Raw genomic sequence first — 16,570 nt, 5'->3', positions numbered from 1 at the left:
TCTGACAAAAGGGGCGCCCCACGCTCGGAGCCGGGTCAGCGGCCGCGCTGGCGGCGGTACCGGGCGATCAGCGCGTCGGTCGACGAGTCGTTCGGCGCCTCCGGCGTGGACGCGCCGGTGAGCAGCGGCGCCAGCTGGTTGGCCATCACCTTGCCGAGCTCCACGCCCCACTGGTCGAAGGAGTTGATCTCCCAGATCGTGCCCTGGGTGAACGTGATGTGCTCGTACAGCGCGATGAGCTGGCCGAGCGTCGCCGGGGTCAGCTTCTCGGCCAGGATGGTCGTGGTCGGATGGTTGCCCGGCATGACCTTGTGCGGCACGATCTCCGCCGCGACGCCCTCGGCCTCGATCTGCTCCGCCGTACGGCCGAACGCCAGCGCGCCGGTCTGCGCGAAGAAGTTCGACATGAACAGGTCGTGCATCTCGCCGGTGTCGTGGTTCGGCACGCTGAAGCCGATGAAGTCCGCCGGGATCAGCTTCGTGCCCTGGTGGATCAGCTGGTAGAAGGCGTGCTGGCCGTTGGTGCCCGGCTCGCCCCAGAAGACCTCGCCGGTCTGGTACTCCACCGACGAGCCGTCGAGGCGGACGTGCTTGCCGTTGCTCTCCATCGTGAGCTGCTGCAGGTACGCCGCGAACCGGTGCAGATACTGCGAGTACGGCAGCACCGCGTGCGACTGCGCGCCGAGGAACGTGTCGTACCAGACGTTGAGCAGACCCATCAGCGCCGGCACGTTGCGCTCCAGCGGCGTGGTGCGGAAGTGCTCGTCGACGGCGTGGTAGCCGGCGAGCATCTCGGCGAACTGCTCCTTGCCGACGGCGATCATCACCGACAGGCCGACCGCGGAGGGCAGCGAGTAGCGCCCGCCGACCCAGTCCCAGAAGCCGAACATGTTCTCGGTGTCGATGCCGAAGTCGGCGACGCGCTGGGCGTTGGTGCTGACCGCGACGAAGTGCTTGGCGACCGCCGAGGCATCCCCGCCGAGGCCGGCGAGCAGCCAGTTGCGGGCCTCCTTCGCGTTCGTCAGCGTCTCCTGCGTGCCGAACGTCTTGGAGACCACCACGAACAGCGTGCCGGCCGGGTCGAGGTCGCGGGTCTTCTCGTGCAGGTCGGTCGGGTCGATGTTGGAGACGAAGCGGCACTCGATGCCCGGGTCGGCATACGCCTTCAGCGCCTCGTACGCCATGACCGGCCCGAGGTCGGACCCGCCGATGCCGATGTTGACGACGGTCTTGATCCGCTCGCCGGTGGCGCCCTTCCACTCCCCCGAGCGCACCCGGTCGCTGAACGCCCCCATCCGGTCGAGCACCTCGTGGACCTCACGGACGACGTCCTGGCCGTCGACGACGAGCGTGGCGTCGCGGGGCAGCCGCAGCGCGGTGTGCAGCACCGCGCGGTCCTCCGTGACGTTGATGTGCTCGCCGGCGAACATCGCCGCGATGCGCTCGCGCAGCCGCGCCCGCTCGCCGAGGGCCACGAGCGCGCCGATCACCTCGTCGGTGACCAGGTTCTTGCTGTAGTCGACGTACAGGTCGGCGACCTGGGCGGTGAGCCGCTCGCCGCGCCGCGGATCGCTGTCGAACAGCTCGCGCAGGTGCACGCTCGAGAACTTCTCGGCGTGGCCCTGCAACGCCTGCCATTCGGCGCTGTCGGAAACGTGTTCGCTCATTGCTGTTGACTCCCGCCTGAACCGAACTATCGGTGCCATCGTGGCACGGATCCCCCCGCCGCGCGGCGGATGCCCGCGCGGCGATTCAGTGCCCGTGTTTGATAGAGCTATGCGTGCCTTCGTCATCACGGCTCCGGGTACCGCCGCGGTTGAAGACGTCCCCGAACCGGTGGCCGGTCCGGGTGAGGTGATCGTCACCGTCGAGCGGGCGGGCGTGTGCGGCACGGACGCCGAGTTCTTCTCCGGGCACATGACGTACCTGCACAGCGGGCAGGCGGCGTACCCGGTGCGGATCGGGCACGAGTGGTGCGGAACGGTGAGCGCCGTGGGCCCCGGCGCCGACCCGGCCTGGGTGGGGCGGCGGGTCACCGGGGACACCATGCTCGGCTGCGGGCACTGCGAGCGCTGCCGCGGCGGCAAGCAGCACCTGTGCGCGGACCGGTACGAGATCGGCATCCGCAACGGCTGGCCGGGCGCGCTCGCGGAGCGGTTGCCCGTACCCGTGACAGCGCTCGTGCCGCTGCCGGACACGGTCGACGCGACGCTCGGCGCGCTGGTGGAGCCGGGCGCCAACGCGCTGCGGGCGGTCCGGGCGGCGGCGCTGAGCCCCGGCGACCGCGTGCTGATCGTCGGGCCGGGCACGATCGGGCTGCTCGCCGCCGCCATCGCCGCGGCCGGCGACGCGGAGGTGCACGTGCTGGGCGAGACCCGTACGGCCGGGGTGTGGACCGCCGCGGACCTGCCCGATCTGCGCTGGGACGCCGTCATCGACGCGTCCACCGGCGCCGGCGTCCCGGCCCGCGCGGTGGAGCTGGTCGAGCCCGGCGGCCGGGTGGTCTTCATCGGGCTCGCGGCCCGGCCCAGCGAGGTGGACACCCGGCGGCTCGTCCTCAAGGACGTGACGGCCACCGGCGTGCTCAGCGGCTCCGGCGGCCTGGCCGGGACGGTCGAGCTCTACGCCTCCGGCCGCGTCGACCCCCGGCCGCTGGTGGCCGCCACCGTCGGGCTGGACGACGCGGCCGCGGTCCTCGCCGGCGGGCGCCGCCCGGAGTGGGGCGCCGGCCCCAAAATCCATATCGATCCGTCAGCGGCATAGCCGCCCCGAGCGGGTCAGGACCCGTCGCGCAGGTCGCTCAGGGGTGCTCGTCGTGCCAGAGGAGCAGCACGCCCGCGTCGTACTGGGCGCGGAAGTCCACGCTCACCCGCGCGCTGCTCATCCATCGGATTCACCCTTCTGCTCCGCAGACCCGGCACGCTACGCCGCCGTCAGCCGCCGTGTCGCATCCCATTCGCGATCCCCCGGACCCGGGCGCGTCCGAGGCCCATACCGGAGTCCGGCTCAGCGGCCCGCCGCCAGGGCGGCGCGCAGCGGCGCCGGGAGGCCGTCGGCCAGGACGCGGCCGGCGTCCACGGGCGGCAGCGGGCGGGACAGCCGGTAGCCCTGCGCGAAGTCGCAGCCCAGGTCCTGCAGCGTCGCCAGCTGGACGTCGTCCTCGATGCCCTCGGCGACCGTGGCCATGCCCAGGTCGCGCCCGAGCCGGACGATCGCCGCGGCCAGGGCCTCGTCCTCGCGTTCGCCGCCGAGGCGGTCCACGAAGGAGCGGTCGATCTTCAGGATGTCGAGGGGGTAGCGGCGCAGGTACGCCAGCGAGGAGTAGCCCGTGCCGAAGTCGTCCATGGCGAGGCTGACCCCGAGCGCCTTGAGCCGGTGCAGGTGGGTGAGGTTCTCGTCGGTGTCGGTGAGCAGCACGCTCTCGGTCATCTCCAGGCACAGGCTGCCGGCGGGCAGGCCGGTCTCGGCCAGCACCTCGGCCACCGTGGCGGCCAGGTCGCCCAGCTCGAACTGCCGGACGGAGACGTTGACCGCCATCTTGAGCGCCCGGGTACGCCCGGCGCCCCAGGCGACCGCCTGCCGGCAGGCCTCGGCGAGCACCCAGCGGCCGAGCGGCACGATGAGCCCGGTCGCCTCGGCGATGCCGATGAAGTCGAGCGGGGGCACCATGCCGCGGTCCGGGTGGATCCAGCGGACCAGCGCCTCGAAGCCGGTGATCGCGCCGGTGCGCAGGTCGACCGTCGGCTGGTAGTGCAGGGTCAGCTCGTCGCGGTCGAGGGCGCGGCGCAGGTCGGCCTCGAGCTGGAGCCGCTCGACGAGCCCGGTCAGCAGCGCCGGGTCGTACGCGGCCACCCGGTCGCCGCCCGCGGACTTGGCCCGGTACATCGCCAGGTCGGCGTTGCGCAGGAGCTGGTCGGCGTCTTCGGCGTCGACCGCCCCGGCGAGCCCGATGCTGGCCGCGACGTGCCGTTCGTGCTCGTCCAGGACGAACGGCGGGGTGAGCGCTACGGCGATGCGGCGGGCGACCGTCTCCGCGTCGGCACGGGCGGTGGGCGAGGTGACGAGAACCCCGAACTCGTCGCCGCCGAAGCGGGCGACCAGGTCCTCCTCGCGGACGGCCGCGCGCAGCCGTTCGGCGACCTGCCGCAGCAGGAGGTCACCGGCGGCGTGGCCGAGGCTGTCGTTCACGCCCTTGAAGGCGTCGAGGTCCAGCAGGAGAACGGCGGAGTGGTCGGCGCCGCGGCCGCGGTCGAGCGCCTCGGCGATGCGCTCGCGGAACAGGGCGCGCGCGGGCAGGCCGGTGAGCCGGTCGTGGTACGCCTCGTGCACCAGCCGGTCCTGCAGTTCCTGGGCGTCGTGGATGTCGCGGGTGTTGAGCACGAAGCCGCGTACGGCCGGGTCGTCGCGCAGGTTGGTGATCGTCATCTCGGCGGAGCGGACCCGCCCGTCGCGGTGGCGTACCGGAACCTCCACGACCGTCGTGGCCCGCGCGACCGAAGCGGCCTTCACCAAGGCGGCCGCGATGCGCGGTCCCGCCACCGGGCCGGCGATGTCGACGAGCCGGTGACCGAGCAGCGCGGACGCGGGCCAGCCGAAGATCCGCTCGATGGAGTCGCTCTGGTAGCGGATCGTCGAGTCGGTGCCGATGACGGCGACCGAGTCGGAGCTGTGCCGCACGAGCGCGCGGAACCGCTGCTCGCTGGCCTGCAGCTCGGCGGTACGGGCGCCGACGCGCGACTCCAGCCGCCGGGACAGGTGACGGTTCTCGAGCAGGGTGAGCAGCTGGCGGGCGACGGCCAGCACGATGAGCGCCGAGCGGCACCAGACGGTGAAGGCGTCCGCGCGCCCGCTGGCGGCGAAGTCGGCGACGCTGCACACCAGGGCGGCGAGCACGGCCGTGTACGGCAGCAGCAGTGTCGCCGGCCGCTCGGGGTTACGGTCCGCCGGGGTGTCGTCGGCTCCCGCCGGGACGCCGGGGTGGAGCGCGGCCAGCAGGATCAGGCCGAAGGCGAGGAACCATCCGGTGTCGAGCAGCCCGCCCGAGTCGTACGCGCCGTGCAGGGCGAGGTAGGCGTACGCGCTGTCGCAGACGCCGATGACGAGGGCGGCGGCGCCGATCAGCCGCAACGCCCGGGAGTACGCGGCAGCGCCGGCCGGCCCGGCCTGCAGCGACAGCGCAACGGTGACCAGCACCACGTCGCCCAGCGGGTACGCCAGCAGGACGCCGAGCCCCAGCGAGCCGTGGCCCCCGGCGTGCGCGACCGGGCGCAGCACCAGCATCCAGCTGATCAGCAGCAGCGAACAGCCGATCATCAGCCCGTCGACGACACCGCGGGCCCGGTACGCCGGCGTGCGGCGGTGGCCCGGAAGCAGCAGGAGGCCGCCGGCCATCAGCGGCACCATCGCCAGGTAGGCCGTGTCGGGCCAGCCGGGGAACGGCACCACCGCGCCGCGGACGGTCTGCGTCCACACCCAGCCGGCTTCGCCGCAGGCGTACGCGAGGGCCCCGAGCCCGATGCCCACCCACGCCGCGCCCGTGCGCCCGCGCGACCGGACGGCCCGCACGAGACCGGCGGCACCGGCGACGGCGGCGACGGCCGCCGTGGCGACGTTGGAGACGGCCTGGGTCAGAAACGGGCCGCCGAGGCCGGTGGCCGTACAGCCGGCGAAGGCGGCGGTGAGCAGCGCGACGAGCGTGGTCGTGGCGTGCGGTCGGCGGGCGCCGGCCATCGCACCCCCCTCCCGCTCGTCGGTCCTCGGTCAAGGGACATCGGGCGCGAGCGGGCCGACCTGAGGGTTTCGCGGCGCGGCGAACCGGCCGGTCAGGGAATCCTGAGCTCGGTGACGCACATCCAGCGGATGAACACGTCGGGTGGCGTGGCGCCGGCGACCGCCTGCGCCGACGGGGAGAAGGTCAGCGTGCCGCACCAGGCCGACTACCTCTTCTGGGGCAACTGACACGACGGCACGAGCCGCCCGGCAGGCCCGCCGGGCGGCTCGTGAGTCCACTGTGACCTCAGCGCAGGGTCACGTCGAAGATCTTGTCAGCAGCGAGCGCACGGAACGCCGCCAGGTTGGCCTTGGTGCTGTCGATGCTGATGTCGCGGTCGCCCTCGTCGTCGTGCGAGGTGTCGAAGTAGACGACGGCCTTGATGTTCGGGCGCTTCTTCAGCTCGGGCAGGACGCTCTGGAAACCGGCGGTCTTGTCGGTGACCTTGCCGACGCGGTGGTAGACGCCCCACTCGGCGACCATCAGCGGCTTGGCCGGGTGCTTGGTCGTCGCCCAGTCGTAGAACGTGGGGCCGTTCGGGGCCTTGCGGTCGAGCAGGTCGGCGAACATGCCGTAGTGGTAGTAGCCCTTCTCGGCGCTGACGTACGAGTCGAGACCCATCCAGTCGACGACGTCGTCACCGGGGTACAGGTCCTTCCACCACGACTGCGCCATCCACTTCTCGTTGCCCATGTAGGCCATCACGTTGATCGCGTTGGTCACACCCTTGGCGCGCAGCCGCTCGATCGTGTGGCGGTACATCGCGGCGAAGTCCTTGGCCTCCCAGCCGGAACCGGCCCGCGCGACCACGTCGTTCTCCGGCTCGTGGTTGAGCACGAGGAAGAACTTCTCCGGGAACGAGGCCTTCACCCGGGCGGCGAAGCGGTCGATGCGGGCGTCCTGCTCACCCTTGGCGACCTTCGCCCAGGTCGACCCGTACGCGATCTTCCAGTTCATCAGCAGCACCCGCGGGCGGGCCGTGTCGCGGGCCATCGCCATCTCGGCCTTGGTCGGGAACGGCTCGTCACCCTTGTGGTAGGTGTGGAAGATGCTGGCCGTGCGGCCGCTGAGCTTCTCCCAATCCTTCAACGCGGCATCCCGCGGCGCGCTCGTGAAACCACCCGCAGCCGCACCCCACAGCACCCCGCAGGAGGGTACGAGCAGCTTGCCGGTGACGCAGTCGCCGGTCGCCGGGGCGGGCGGGGGCGGCATGTCCTCGTCCTCGACCGGCGTGGCGGGCGGGGCGGGCGGGGCGGTCTCCTCGGCCGGGGCGGCCGGCGGGGCGGCCGGAGCCGGCTCGACCGGCGCGGGCTGCGCCACCGGAGTGGCCGGTGAGGTCGCTGCGGCGCCCGTGGTGACGAGCAGCACGGGGGCGCCGCTCTTCCCCTCGGCCGCACGGAAGCGGGTCACCGCGGAGGTGGCCGACGAGCGCAGCGCGAACGCGTACGCGCCCGGGCCGGTCACCGTCGCGCCCAGGTCGAAGCTGACCTCGGCGGCGTCCGCCTTGGGGGCGGCCGTGCCGAGGACCGCGCCGAGCTTGGGAGCCGTACGCGCGGTCAGCTTCTTCTCGGTCCACGCCGTCTCGGCGACGCGGTTGAGGGTGAGCCGGCCCGTGACACCGCCGACCGTGGCCAGCTTCAGCTGCGCGCCGGTGACCTGGGTGCCCGCCGGGACGACGAACTTGAGGAACGCGGTCTTCGAGTCACCGGCGAGACGGCCGATCGCGAGCTTCTGCTCCGCGCCGAAGGCGGCGTCCTTGCGCCCGCTCGACACGTAGGTGTCGTCGGCGGCGGCGAGCTTCAGCTCCGCGCCGGTGGCCGCCTGGGCGGCCGGGGCGCCGGCCACCACGGACCCGGCGCCGGCGGCCAGCGCGGCCAGGGCGGTCACGGACTTCGTCAGCTTCGAGCGACGCACTCTCTCATCTCCCCCGCGTTGTCCGGCCGCGTCTCGGCCGGGCATGCGAAGAAGATTCCGGGACGGCAGGTGCGCGGGAAGTGCCCGTCGCGGTGCGGCCGGGTTGCGAACCGTACGAACGTCGGCACTTGAGAATTCCGGGGCCGCGATCGGGCGCGGCACGGGTGCTCCGTGCCTATGCTTCGCAGGCGATCATGGGCCGTACGGAGGAGGAACAGCGATGCGGGAGCACCGGACGAGGGCGGACGTCGCCGCCGCGCTGGCCGCCATGCCGGTCGTCGACGGGCACAACGACCTGCCCATGGCGCTGCGCGCCGCCGCCGGCTACCGGGTGGAGGGGCTGGCGGCGAACCGGCCCGAGTTCCACACCGACATCGCGCGGCTGCGCGCCGGCGGGGTGGGCGGGCAGTTCTGGTCCGTGTACGTGCCGTCCGACCTGCCCGAGCCCGAGGCGGTCACCGCGACCATGGAACAGATCGACGCCGTGTACCGGCTCGTGGCCGCGTACCCGGAGGACTTCGCGATCGCGTACACGGCCGCGGACGTCACCGCGGCGATCGGGTCCGGCCGGATCGCGTCGCTGATCGGCATCGAGGGCGGGCACAGCCTCGCCTCCTCGCTCGGGGTACTGCGCTCGTTCGCCCGGCTGGGCGTGCGCTATGTGACGCTCACGCACAACCACAACACCCCGTGGGCGGACTCGGCGGCCGACGAACCGCAGGCCGGCGGCCTCACCGACGAAGGCCGTGCCGTGGTGGCCGAGATGCAGCGCATCGGCGTCCTGCCCGACCTAGCGCACGTGGCCACGACGACGATGCACGCCGTCCTGGACGTCGCGCGGGCGCCGGTGGTCTTCAGCCATTCGTCGGCGCGGGCCCGCACCGACCACCGCCGCAACGTGCCCGACGACGTCCTGGTCCGGCTGCGCGACAACGGCGGCGTCTGCATGGTGGCGTTCGTCCCGGTGTTCGTCTCCACCGAGGTGGCGCAGTGGGCGGAGGCCGCCGAGGCGGAGTGGGAGCGGCTCGGTCTCCCGCCGGCGCCGGACCCGTGGCCGCGGGCGCCCCGGCCGGGCGAGGAGATCCCCGCCTCCCTCGTGCGCGCGGACGGTCCCGGGGGCGCGGAACCGCCGGCGGAGTTCCGTTCCTGGCTGGCCGCCAACCCGCGGCCCGAGGCGACGATCGCGCAGGTGGCGGATCACATCGAGCACGTACGCGACACCGCCGGCATCGACCACGTCGGGCTCGGCGGCGACTACGACGGCTGCGACCGGCTGCCCGTCGGACTGGAGGACGTCTCCGGCTACCCCCGGCTGCTCGCCGAGCTGGCGGAGCGCGGATGGTCGCAGGCCGATCTGGAGAAGCTCACGGGCCGCAACATTTTGCGCATCCTGCGCGCGGCCGAGGAGCACGCGGCCGAGCCCTTGTGGCCGGGTGCGACTTTGGGTTGATGCAGGGACACCACGAACTCCGTCCCGGGCCGGATACCGCCGGCCGCCCGGCCGGGCGAGGCTGACGCGATCATGACAGATCGCCGAACTCTTCTCCGGGGCGCGCTGCTCAGTGTGGCGGGCGTGGCCGTGGGCGCCGTGGGCGCCACCGAGGTGCCGCACTGGTGCGGGTGGGACCGTCCCCCGCTGGGCGGCGGGTACGCGTCCGCCGCCGACAACCCGTCGGCGGTCAGCCGCGCCGCGGTGAGCGTGCGGTACTACGTCGAGACGCGCGAGCCCGTCGTCGCGTTCACGTTCGACGACGGGCCCGGGCCCCGCTGGACGCCGATGGTCCTCGACGCCCTCGACGAGGCCCGCATCCCCGCCACGTTCTTCATGGTGGGGAGCAACCTCGAGGACCATGCCGAGCTCGTCCGTGGACGGCTGGGCGCGCACGAGATCGGCAACCACTCGTGGTCGCACCCCGACCTGGCGACGCTGGACCTGCGGGCGATCACCGGGCAGCTGACCCGTACGCACGAGACGATCGCGCGGGTGACCGGGCGCGTGCCCACGCTGATGCGGCCGCCGTACGGCCACCTGGGCGGCTCCACGCTGCTCGCCGCCGACTCGATGGGCTACGACATCGTGCTGTGGTCCGAGCAGATGCGCGAACGCCACTACGAGGACGACCCGGCGGGACAGGTGCAGGCCATCGTGAACGCGGTCCGGCCGGGCTCGATCGTCCTGGCGCACGACGTCGGCGCGAAGCGACGGCTGGTGGCGCTGCGCCACCTCGGTGAGATGATCGCGGGCATCAAGGCGCGCGGCTTCCGCTTCGCGACCGTGTCGGAGCTCATCGCCCTCGGCGACCGCGGCGCCGGGTCGATCAGCTGACTGTCCTACCGGGACCGGCGGCCCGGCCGCTGTCATGAGACTGTCATGAAGTCGTGCAGGCGCCGCCATCCCCGGCCCGCAAGCTGGGAACCATACCCGGCGCCCTGATCGGCCCTGCCCCCGGCACGATCACCGCTTGGGGCGCCGGGTCACCCGGGTGCCGAACCCACCCGCCGGGCTGTGTGCGGGCGTACCGATGCGGGCGCCCGCACACACGGACCGCGGATCAGCCCGCGACATCCCGGCCGACGGACAGGGCGTTGCACACGTCGGTCACCCCGGGCACGGACCAGGCCAGCGCCACCACGGCCCGGCGGGTGGACTCGGTGTCCACCTCCCCGTCGAGGATCACCACGCCGTTCTGCACGCCGAGGTCGATGCGGCCGCCGGTCACCACCGGGTCGGCGAGCACCGCGTCGGCCACGGCCCGCGCCAGCCGCTCGTCCCGGGTGCGCGGCGTATCGGCACGCGCGGAGCCGCGCTGCTCGTCGGCCGCCTGGGGCCGCCGCGGGTACGACGCCCCGTTGTACCAGTCGGTGTACCACCACGGATACATGGCCACTCCTGCCAGGTCGGTGCGGTGCCGGGTCGGTCGGATTCATCGACCACGATCGCCGAGCGGTATGGCGAGCGATGCGCGAGCGGATGACAGTTCGATGACCGAGGCTCAGGACGGCGCGATGAGCCGGGCGTAGTCGGTGATGCCGAGGGGACCGCGCGACAGCGACCCGTCGGCGCGCGGCACCTGCAGCACCTCGCCGTTGCGGGTGAAGACGACGGAGTTCACGTCCGGCCGGGACGTCAGCGTGCAGACCAGCTGGCCGTACGCGATCGTCTCGTCGCTGCGCGCGCTGCCCTGCTCCCCCGCCACCTCCACGCGGGCCTCGGTGCCGCCGCGGGGCACGTCGACCCGCAGGGAGGTGCCGGCGAGCATCGTGCTGAGGCCGGTGGCGCGTTCCGCCTCGGTCGGGCCGGCCACCAGGTGTTCCGCCTGCCGCTGCGGGGTGGGCGCCGCGCCGACCCGGCGTACGGTCTGCACCAGGCGGCCGTCGCGCACCAGGCAGAGCACCTCCGCGACCGCGCCCGGCGGGTCCGCGCCGGCGGCACCGGGGGTCGGGCTGGTCAGGGCCCGCTGGGGCAGCTCCACGGCGTGCGGCTCGTCCTCGGCGGGCAGGCCGCACGATGCGGCCGGCGAGCCCGCCAGCAGGATGACGAGCCAGCGGGCCGGTCGTCGTGCCGTACGTGTCACGGAAGCTCCATCCGGAACCGGGCGCCGCCACCGGGGCGCTCGCCGACGCTGACCGTGCCGCCGTGCGCGGCGGCGTGCCGGGCCACGATGGACAGGCCGAGTCCCGTGCCGTCGCCGCCGCCGCGCGCATGGGCCGCCGGGCCGCGCACGAAGCGGTCGAAGATGACCGTACGGTTCTCCTCCGCGACGCCCGGCCCGGCGTCGTCCACCTCGATGACGTGCCGGTCGCCGCTGCGGCCGAGGCGCACCGCGACCGGTCCCCCGCCGTAGCGGACCGCGTTGTCGAGGAGGTTGCGCAGCGCCTGCTCGATGCGGCGGCGCTCCACCGGCCAGGTGTCCGGCGTGCCGGGCTCCACCTCGAGCAGGTCGTCCGGAAGGCCGCGGGCCCGGCAGACGCGCGTGACGAGCTCGCGCATGCCGGTGGGCTCCCGATCGGCGGGCCGGTCGCTGCGGGCCAGCTCGAGCAGGTCGTGGACCAGGTCCTGGAAGCGGCCGACCTCGTCGCTGATCAGGCCGACGGCCGCCGCGGCCTTCGGGTCGAGGCTGTCGCGGCGGCGGTCCACGACGCTGACGGCCGCCGACAGCGTCTGCAACGGCGAGCGCAGCTCGTGGCTGACGTCCGCGGCGAACCGGCGGTCCCGTTCGATACGGCGGGCCAGCTGGTCGGCCATGTGGTTGAACGAGGCCGACAGCACGGCGAGGTCCGGTTCGGCGTCCGGGTCCAGGCGGGTGTCGAGGTCGCCGTCGGCGATGTTGCGGGCCGCGGCGGCGACGGTGGTGAGCGGACGCAGGGCGTGCCGGGTGACGTACCAGCCGACCGCGGCTCCGGCGCCGGCGACCATGATGGCCACCGCGGTGAGCACGAGCGCCAGCAGCTGCAGGGTGCGGTCCAGCTCGGACAGTGACACGACCTCGTAGAAGACGCCCGACCGCAACGGGATCCCGACCACGAGCGCGGCCTGCCCGTCGAGGCGGATCCGCTGGGCTCCGGCCGTGCCGCGCGCGGTCATCTCCTGCAGGGCGGCCGGTACCGCCGAGCCCGCCGCCGGACCGGCGCTGGGCGAGTACCACTGGTCGTCGCGGTGCAGCAGCACGTACCGGTCGACGCCGGTGTCCAGCGACCGCAGCACCTCGCCGACATCGGACGTGCGGTCGGGCAGGCTCGCGTCGACGACCGCGGCGTCGAAGTACGTCGCACGCACCGCGGTCCGCTCGCGTTCGCTGAACAGGGTGCTGCGGGCGAGCTCGTACGAGACCATCGAGACACAGGCGGACAGCACGAGGGCACCGACGGCGAAGGCGGCGCTGACCCGCGTCCGCAGCCCCACCCTCATCGCTGCAGCTTGTAACCGAGGCCGCGGACGGTCACCAGGTGCCGGGGCGCGCCGGGGACGTCCTCGATCTTGTGGCGCAGCCGGCCCACGTGCACGTCGACCAGGCGCTCGTCGCCGATCTCGTACCCCCACACCCGCTGCAGGAGCTGCTGGCGGGACAGGACCTGGCCGGGATGCTCCGCGAGCTCGCACAGCAGGCGGAACTCCGTACGCGTCACCGCCACCGGCTCGCCGTGCAGACGCACCTCGCCGGCCTCCGGCAGAATCTCCAGGTCGCCGAAGGCGGCCACCGACACGGCCGGCGCCACGGCGCGGGCCCGGCGCCGCAGGGCGCGCAGCCGGGCGGCGAGCTCCTTCACCGCGACCGGCTTGACGATGTAGTCGTCGGCGCCCGCCTCCAGCCCGGCGACGATGTCGTGGGTGTCGTCGCGGGCGCTGACGACGATGATCGGCACGTCGTCCACGCGCCGCAGTTGCCGGATGCACTCGAAGCCGTCCATGCCCGGCAGCATGAGGTCGACGAGCACGGTGTCTGCGGGGTCGTTGCGCTGCGCCTCCAGCCCTTCCTCGGCGGTTGCCACGGCATGGGCGGTGTACCCCTCGTCCTCCAGCGCCATGCTCAGCGAGAGCCGGATGCGGTCGTCGTCCTCGATCAGCAGCACGGAACCCATACCCGCATGATGCCTCGCCACCGGGACCGCGACACGTCGCCCCGGCCGGCCGCGGGGTTTGTCACCCGACTGTCATACGGCCGGGCACAGTCCGCCGGCTCGGCGCGGCAGGGTGAACAGGCATCTCGAGAACCGCGCCACCGAAGGATCCCGCCATGACCCTCAGCAGCCTGGTCACCGCCCTGGCCGTCGGCGCCGCCCTCGGCCTCGGCGCCCGCTGGGTCCTGCCGGCCGCCCGCGAGGTCCGTTCTGGGTGCCGCTGGGCGTGGCCGTCGGCGCGGCCGTGCTCGGCACCGTCGTCGGCCGCCTCGCCGGGATCGACACCTCCGCCGTGACCGCGATCGAGGTGATCCTGCAGGTGGCGTTCGCCGCCGCGGCGGTCACCGTGGTCGCCGTGACCGGAGTCCGCGGCTCGCAGTGAGCACGGCCCGTCACTTCCGGGTACGGCGGTAGATCCGCTCCTCGCGGGCCCGGTGCCGGACGGCGTACGCGGCGATCAGCACCCCGCTGAGCAGCAACATCACCGCGACCGTGGGCAGCCCTTCGCTCCGGGCCATGAGGGCCGCCACGGTGCACACGACGACGGCGCAGATCGCCGGCACGGCGGCCGCGGCCGCCCGGCTCATGACCCTGCCCCGCTCGGCACGGCGTCGTCCGCCGCCAGCGCCGCCGTGATGGCCTGCGGAACCGTGTCGAACATGCGGAAGGCCCGGTGCAGGCGCATGGTCCGGACCACCGTCTGCACGAACCGCGACGGAGCCACCAGCAGCAGATCCCCGCCGCGCTGCCGGGCGGCCGAGCGGCCCCGGACCAGCGCGCCCAGCCCCAGCGAGTCGACGGTGCGGGCCGCGGTCAGATCGACGATCACGTACGGCCGCAGCGCCACCGCGGTCTCGAGCCCGGTCCGTAGATCGGGGACGAGGTCGAGGTCGATGTCGCCGGTGACCCGGATGAGCACGGCCGGCGACGTCACCGTCAGCGCGACGTGGGCGGGCGCCTCGTCACGAGGGCCCGGCTGGCGGGGCAGCGCCGGCCGGGACGCGTCGCCGGCCGCGCACGAGGGGCATCGGTGCTGTCCCCGCGCGTACGGCGACCCGGTCCACCCGACGGCGGCGACCGGGACGTAGACGACGTCCGCGTCGAGCCAGCCGCAGCCGTCGACCGTCGTCGTCGTGCCGCACCCGTCGCAGGTGAGCTCGACGGCCGGGCTGTGCGTGGTCGAGACAGCTGTCATGTCGTCATCTCCAAGGTCGTTCGCTGCGCATCCGGTGCACCCCACCGTCACTCGCGGGTGTCGCGGCGGTCCCGCGGAGTCATGACGATCCGATGACATCCAGCCGTCGCAGCGGCGACGGGCTACTCGAGCCCCGCGTCGTGGACGAGGAGAGCCACCTGGACGCGGTTGTTGAGCCCGAGCTTCACCAGCAGCCGGGAGACGTGCGCCTTCACCGTGGCCACGCTCATGAAGAGCTGCGCCGAGATCTCCGCGTTCGACCGGCCCTGCCCCAGCGCCAGCGCGACCTCGCGTTCGCGTTCGCTGAGGGTGTCCAGGAGCCGGCGGGCGCGGTGCCGGCCGCTGTTCCGGTCGGGGGCCGCGACGTGCGCGATGAGCTGCCGGGTCACCGTCGGCGACAACGTGGCCTCGCCGGCGGCGACCTTGCGGACGGCCTGCAGGATCTCGATCGGCGGGGTGTCCTTGAGCAGGAAGCCGCTGGCCCCGGCGCGCAGGGCGCGCAGCACGAACTCGTCGGCGTCGAACGTCGTGAGCACGATGACCTCGGGGGCGTCCGGGCGTTCGCGCAGCGTCTCGGTGGCCGCGAGACCGTCGACGCGGGGCATGCGGATGTCCATGAGAACCACGTCCGGGCGGTGCCGGGCCACCGCGGCGGGCACCTCCGAGCCGTCGGCCGCCTCCGCGACGACCCGTACGTCGTCGGAGCCCGCCAGGATCATCGTCAGGCCGGCGCGGACCAGGGCGTCGTCGTCCACGATGAGGACCCGGACCGGGCCGGGCCGCGGGGTCACGCCGGCCACGGCAGCCAGGCCCGCAGGACGAAGTCGCCGTCGGGGCCGCGGCCGTGCGAGAGCCGGCCGCCGGCCAGGGTGGCACGCTCGGCCAGCCCGATGAGGCCCGTCCCGGTGCCGGGAATGCCGGGCCCGGCCCGGCCGACCGGGAGCGGGTTGCGCACGTCGACGGTCAGGCCCTGCCCGGCCGTCCCGCCGACCGCCACCCGGACCGCCGTGCCCGGGGCGTGCTTGCGGGCGTTGGTCAGGCCCTCCTGGATGATCCGGTACGCCGTCCGCCCGGTGCCCGCCGGCAGGTCGGCCGCCCGGTCGACGGTGACGTCGAGGCGTACCTTGACGCCGGCCGCGCGGGACTCGTCGGCGAGGGCGGGGAGCTGGTGCAGGGTCGGCTGGGGTCGCTCCGGTGGCTCGGCCGCGGCCGGCTCGCGCAGCACCCCGATGACCTCGCGCAGGTCCTGCAGGGCCTGATGGGCGCTGGCCCGGATCACCCCGGCGGCGCCGGCCACCTCCGCGGGCGACGCCTCCGGGCGGATCTCCAGCGCCCCCGCGTGCAGGCTGAGCAGCGAGATGCGGTGGGCGAGCACGTCGTGCATCTCGCGGGCGATGCGGGTGCGTTCGAGCGCGCGGGCCTGGGCGACCCGCAGCTGCTGCTCGGCCTCGGCGCGTTCGGCCCGGTCGCGCAGGGAGACGACCAGCTGCCGCCGGGACCGGACGATCATGCCCCAGAGCTGGACGATCGTCATGATCACGACACCCCAGGAGAACGACTCCAGCCAGGTCGTGCCCTGCTCGGGACGGATCGCGCAGAACGCCGCGTTGTTGAGCACCCCGGCGAGGGTGACGACCGCCGTGACGGCGAAGCGGCGGTGCACGGCCACCGAGAACATGATGATCAGCGCGGCGATCGCGATCGAGACGGAGAAGAGCCCGAACACGAGGGCGGCGGCCGCCAGCTGCACCGGCCAGCGGCGGCGCCACCAGAGGGCGACGGCGAACCCGACGCCGATCAGCAGGTCGCTCAGGACCAGCCACTGCGGGGTACCCGCCCACTGCGGCAGCACGTCGGGATGGGGTTGCAGCAGGTCGGCGGTGCTCAGCAGGGCCCAGCTCAGGGCGAGCAGGAAGCCGACGGTGTCGATGACCCAGTCGCGGGTGGAGCGCGGGCCGGGTGGGGCGTCGGGGTCGTCACGCAACGCCGCCGGAAGCAGCCATCGGTACTCCGGCAGCCGCCCGTGCGGGCGCGCGGCCACAACCTCCCCCATGCCGGTCATCGTACGGTCG

At 73.7% G+C, this 16,570-nt stretch carries 16 protein-coding genes; 5 read left to right on the top strand and 11 right to left on the bottom strand.

All coding sequences use genetic code 11. From position 1 onward, the window contains the following. Nucleotides 1–35 precede the first annotated feature (35 nt). Nucleotides 36–1,667, bottom strand: a complete 1,632-nt coding sequence (gene pgi, locus AB0K03_RS13595; RefSeq protein WP_364684022.1) for a glucose-6-phosphate isomerase — start codon at nt 1,665–1,667, stop codon at nt 36–38. A gap of 109 nt (nt 1,668–1,776) precedes the next feature. Between pgi and AB0K03_RS13590 the strand changes: the two genes are divergently transcribed. Next, on the top strand, nt 1,777–2,763 hold the full coding sequence (locus AB0K03_RS13590) for an alcohol dehydrogenase catalytic domain-containing protein (RefSeq protein WP_364684020.1): 987 nt from the start codon (nt 1,777–1,779) through the stop codon (nt 2,761–2,763). A 243-nt stretch (nt 2,764–3,006) separates the two neighbouring features. Here AB0K03_RS13590 and AB0K03_RS13585 read toward each other — a convergent pair whose 3' ends face one another. Next, nucleotides 3,007–5,730 carry an EAL domain-containing protein gene (locus AB0K03_RS13585; RefSeq protein WP_364684019.1) on the bottom strand — a complete coding sequence of 908 codons (2,724 nt, stop codon included), beginning with the start codon at nt 5,728–5,730 and terminating at the stop codon, nt 3,007–3,009. Between AB0K03_RS13585 and AB0K03_RS13580 the strand changes: the two genes are divergently transcribed. After that, nucleotides 5,707–5,958 carry a DUF3455 domain-containing protein gene (locus AB0K03_RS13580; RefSeq protein WP_364684017.1) on the top strand — a complete coding sequence of 84 codons (252 nt, stop codon included), beginning with the start codon at nt 5,707–5,709 and terminating at the stop codon, nt 5,956–5,958. The two genes, AB0K03_RS13585 and AB0K03_RS13580, sit on opposite strands and share 24 nt — an antisense overlap. A 58-nt stretch (nt 5,959–6,016) precedes the next feature. Here the strand turns inward: AB0K03_RS13580 and AB0K03_RS13575 are convergent, their stop codons facing one another. Further along, nucleotides 6,017–7,684 carry a DUF7594 domain-containing protein gene (locus AB0K03_RS13575; RefSeq protein ID WP_364684015.1) on the bottom strand — a complete coding sequence of 556 codons (1,668 nt, stop codon included), beginning with the start codon at nt 7,682–7,684 and terminating at the stop codon, nt 6,017–6,019. Nucleotides 7,685–7,904: 220 nt separating this feature from the next. Here AB0K03_RS13575 and AB0K03_RS13570 point away from each other — a divergent pair, with 220 nt between their 5' ends. Continuing rightward, nucleotides 7,905–9,134: a dipeptidase gene (locus AB0K03_RS13570; protein WP_364684013.1), complete on the top strand. Its 1,230-nt coding sequence runs from the start codon at nt 7,905–7,907 to the stop codon at nt 9,132–9,134. Nucleotides 9,135–9,206: 72 nt separating this feature from the next. Next, a complete protein-coding gene (locus AB0K03_RS13565; RefSeq protein ID WP_364684011.1) occupies nt 9,207–10,010 on the top strand; it encodes a polysaccharide deacetylase family protein in 804 nt (267 codons plus the stop codon). Between the two features lie 226 nt (nt 10,011–10,236). On the opposite strand, the gene AB0K03_RS13560 is transcribed toward AB0K03_RS13565, so the two are convergent. The 4 genes from AB0K03_RS13560 to AB0K03_RS13545 form a co-directional block, all read right to left on the bottom strand. Continuing rightward, on the bottom strand, nt 10,237–10,566 hold the full coding sequence (locus AB0K03_RS13560) for a BON domain-containing protein (RefSeq protein WP_364684009.1): 330 nt from the start codon (nt 10,564–10,566) through the stop codon (nt 10,237–10,239). Nucleotides 10,567–10,677: 111 nt separating this feature from the next. Next, nucleotides 10,678–11,259: a GerMN domain-containing protein gene (locus AB0K03_RS13555; protein WP_364684007.1), complete on the bottom strand. Its 582-nt coding sequence runs from the start codon at nt 11,257–11,259 to the stop codon at nt 10,678–10,680. After that, the gene (locus AB0K03_RS13550; RefSeq protein WP_364684005.1) at nt 11,256–12,593 is read right to left on the bottom strand and encodes a HAMP domain-containing sensor histidine kinase; all 1,338 of its coding nucleotides are present in this window, start codon (nt 12,591–12,593) and stop codon (nt 11,256–11,258) included. The genes AB0K03_RS13555 and AB0K03_RS13550 overlap by 4 nt, the downstream gene beginning before the upstream one ends. Further along, nucleotides 12,590–13,264, bottom strand: coding sequence for a response regulator transcription factor (locus AB0K03_RS13545; RefSeq protein WP_364684003.1), 675 nt, complete (start codon nt 13,262–13,264; stop codon nt 12,590–12,592). The genes AB0K03_RS13550 and AB0K03_RS13545 overlap by 4 nt, the downstream gene beginning before the upstream one ends. A gap of 253 nt (nt 13,265–13,517) precedes the next feature. Between AB0K03_RS13545 and AB0K03_RS13540 the strand changes: the two genes are divergently transcribed. Continuing rightward, nucleotides 13,518–13,685 (top strand): hypothetical protein, encoded by a 168-nt coding sequence (locus AB0K03_RS13540; RefSeq protein ID WP_364684001.1) that lies wholly within the window; start codon nt 13,518–13,520, stop codon nt 13,683–13,685. 10 nt (nt 13,686–13,695) lie between these two features. Here the strand turns inward: AB0K03_RS13540 and AB0K03_RS13535 are convergent, their stop codons facing one another. The 4 genes from AB0K03_RS13535 to AB0K03_RS13520 form a co-directional block, all read right to left on the bottom strand. Then, nucleotides 13,696–13,890, bottom strand: coding sequence for a hypothetical protein (locus AB0K03_RS13535; RefSeq protein WP_364683999.1), 195 nt, complete (start codon nt 13,888–13,890; stop codon nt 13,696–13,698). Beyond that, on the bottom strand, nt 13,887–14,498 hold the full coding sequence (locus AB0K03_RS13530) for an STAS domain-containing protein (RefSeq protein WP_364683997.1): 612 nt from the start codon (nt 14,496–14,498) through the stop codon (nt 13,887–13,889). The genes AB0K03_RS13535 and AB0K03_RS13530 overlap by 4 nt, the downstream gene beginning before the upstream one ends. 122 nt (nt 14,499–14,620) lie before the next feature. Further along, nucleotides 14,621–15,298, bottom strand: a complete 678-nt coding sequence (locus tag AB0K03_RS13525) for a response regulator transcription factor (protein WP_364683995.1) — start codon at nt 15,296–15,298, stop codon at nt 14,621–14,623. Continuing rightward, a complete protein-coding gene (locus tag AB0K03_RS13520) occupies nt 15,286–16,551 on the bottom strand; it encodes a histidine kinase (protein ID WP_364683993.1) in 1,266 nt (421 codons plus the stop codon). The genes AB0K03_RS13525 and AB0K03_RS13520 overlap by 13 nt, the downstream gene beginning before the upstream one ends. Between the last annotated feature and the right edge of the window lie 19 nt (nt 16,552–16,570).

The sequence above is a fragment of the Actinoplanes sp. NPDC049316 genome (assembly GCF_040677315.1).
Lineage (GTDB): Bacteria > Actinomycetota > Actinomycetes > Mycobacteriales > Micromonosporaceae > Actinoplanes.
This window is presented reverse-complemented; position numbering and strand designations above follow the sequence as displayed.

What these genes read in the sequence shown, in the direction of transcription:
- AB0K03_RS13550 (WP_364684005.1), bottom strand. Translation starts at nt 12,593, where the DNA reads ATGAGGGTGGGGCTGCGGACGCGGGTCAGCGCCGCCTTCGCCGTCGGT.
- AB0K03_RS13545 (WP_364684003.1), bottom strand. Translation starts at nt 13,264, where the DNA reads ATGGGTTCCGTGCTGCTGATCGAGGACGACGACCGCATCCGGCTCTCG.
- AB0K03_RS13520 (WP_364683993.1), bottom strand. Translation starts at nt 16,551, where the DNA reads ATGGGGGAGGTTGTGGCCGCGCGCCCGCACGGGCGGCTGCCGGAGTAC.
- AB0K03_RS13590 (WP_364684020.1), top strand. Translation starts at nt 1,777, where the DNA reads ATGCGTGCCTTCGTCATCACGGCTCCGGGTACCGCCGCGGTTGAAGAC.
- AB0K03_RS13560 (WP_364684009.1), bottom strand. Translation starts at nt 10,566, where the DNA reads ATGTATCCGTGGTGGTACACCGACTGGTACAACGGGGCGTCGTACCCG.
- AB0K03_RS13535 (WP_364683999.1), bottom strand. Translation starts at nt 13,890, where the DNA reads ATGAGCCGGGCGGCCGCGGCCGCCGTGCCGGCGATCTGCGCCGTCGTC.
- AB0K03_RS13585 (WP_364684019.1), bottom strand. Translation starts at nt 5,730, where the DNA reads ATGGCCGGCGCCCGCCGACCGCACGCCACGACCACGCTCGTCGCGCTG.
- AB0K03_RS13570 (WP_364684013.1), top strand. Translation starts at nt 7,905, where the DNA reads ATGCGGGAGCACCGGACGAGGGCGGACGTCGCCGCCGCGCTGGCCGCC.
- AB0K03_RS13530 (WP_364683997.1), bottom strand. Translation starts at nt 14,498, where the DNA reads ATGACAGCTGTCTCGACCACGCACAGCCCGGCCGTCGAGCTCACCTGC.
- pgi (WP_364684022.1), bottom strand. Translation starts at nt 1,667, where the DNA reads ATGAGCGAACACGTTTCCGACAGCGCCGAATGGCAGGCGTTGCAGGGC.
- AB0K03_RS13565 (WP_364684011.1), top strand. Translation starts at nt 9,207, where the DNA reads ATGACAGATCGCCGAACTCTTCTCCGGGGCGCGCTGCTCAGTGTGGCG.